At 44.2% G+C, this 1,634-nt stretch carries 2 pseudogenes; one reads left to right on the forward strand and one right to left on the reverse strand.

Annotation, left to right across the window (positions count from 1 at the left end):
- Positions 1-127: 127 nt before the first annotated feature.
- A pseudogene (locus FYJ73_RS15575) lies at positions 128-946 on the forward strand (IS66 family transposase); the annotation flags it as partial.
- Positions 947-1,119: 173 nt separating this feature from the next.
- Here the strand turns inward: FYJ73_RS15575 and FYJ73_RS15820 are convergent.
- Positions 1,120-1,634: pseudogene (locus FYJ73_RS15820) on the reverse strand (IS1634 family transposase); the annotation flags it as partial.

Raw genomic sequence — 1,634 nt, forward strand, 5'->3', positions numbered from 1 at the left:
CAATGTTGCATCCTTATTTGCCGGAAATGCTACATTGCTAATTTCCGAAATCTGCTACATTCATTTTTCCGAAATCTGCTACATTGCTAATTTCTGAAATTTGTTGGTGCAAAGATACCGATTACACTTGCTTGAAGTATGTAATCTTTCGATAAGCGAGGGTTCCATGGTTAACTGGATAAACGAGGCCAAGACGAAAGCGAAGCCTGCTATTGACAGAATTAAGGAACTCATTATGCAGTCAAAGGTCGTAGGCTTCGACGAGTCGGGCTGCTATTGTAATAAGCGGTTGGACTGGGCTTGGATAGCACAGACCGTGTATTTTACTCTCTTATTCCGTGCAGGAGGAAGAAGTTCGAAGGAGTTGGAAAGTCGTTTTGGTGACAGCCTGGAGAGAATGATAGCAGTAACAGATCGCCATAGTGCCTATTTTGCCTTGCACTTCTTGAACCATCAGGTTTGTCTTGCGCATATACTTAGAGAGCTGCAATATCTGAACGAACTTGACACAACACAGCAATGGTCCGGAGAAGTTGAAAAGCTTTTGAAAGAGGCAATCCACGAAAGGAATACAAGGCCTAACGAGTGTATCGAAAAAGAATCGTGGCTCGAAAGGCTTGACACTTTGCTCAAGAAGAATTTGGAAGGATTTGAGGAACAGTTTCAACGTCTCAAGAACGGTCTGATAAAATGCAGGGATTACATCTTCAACTTTCTGGAGGATCCTCTCATTCCTTCTGACAACAATGCAAGCGAACGCGGCATTAGAAAGTTGAAGATAAAATTGAAGAACTCAGGAACCTTCCGATCCGAATTGGGCGCAGATGCATTCTTTGACCTCCATTCCATCATAGAAACAGCGAAGAAGCATAAGCAGACGCCGTTTGAAGCAATCCGAGCACTGTTTGGAGCTACGGATAGCTCCGTCGTACCTACCGCTGAATAGTTACTAAAATTACGGATTCTCTAACTCCTAATGCCAAGCAAGACTATTGGTTTACACCTACTGAGTTTCCTTTCTGTCCTAAGGATATGTCTATCGAGGAATATTTTAATAACATCAAAATAGGAGGCATTTTTAGTAATCTGAGTTTTCAATTAATTTGTAGCGATAACCTTCTAAGACACGCTTTTCTTTGGTCTTCCTCTTTTCCTTCCTACCTTTTTCGACTTGTATCCCGGTTCACACCCGACTGGGATGTCAAGCCCGAAAGCCTTTGCAATCTCTACCTGCTTCCCGACAAAAGGTGTTATCTTAGTGGCATGCCCCTGCCGTTCAATACATCTTATGTTCCTCATTTCGTCAAGCATGTCCAGCGAAGAGGCGAACATACTGTGAAGGTCTGTTGTTTTCCAGATGTGTCTGATATATGATCCGATGACCAGACCGACGAACAAGACGAACAGCCTGCCGGTCTTGCCGTCCTCACTCCAATTCCGCTGTCTGTCAGAGCACATCTCCGTCTTCATCTGCTGGAAGTACTTTTCCTGCTCGTCTCTCAATTTGTAGTGAGCCAGAGCTTGCGGTGCCGTCAGATCCAGCCCGAGCGTTACAATGGCGACAAACCCTAAAAGTCTGAGTGAGTCGTTGTACTTCTTCTCGTTCTTCTCAAACGACACGACATGTCTTTTCT

Source organism: Hallella mizrahii, assembly GCF_009695775.1.
GTDB lineage: Bacteria > Bacteroidota > Bacteroidia > Bacteroidales > Bacteroidaceae > Prevotella > Prevotella mizrahii.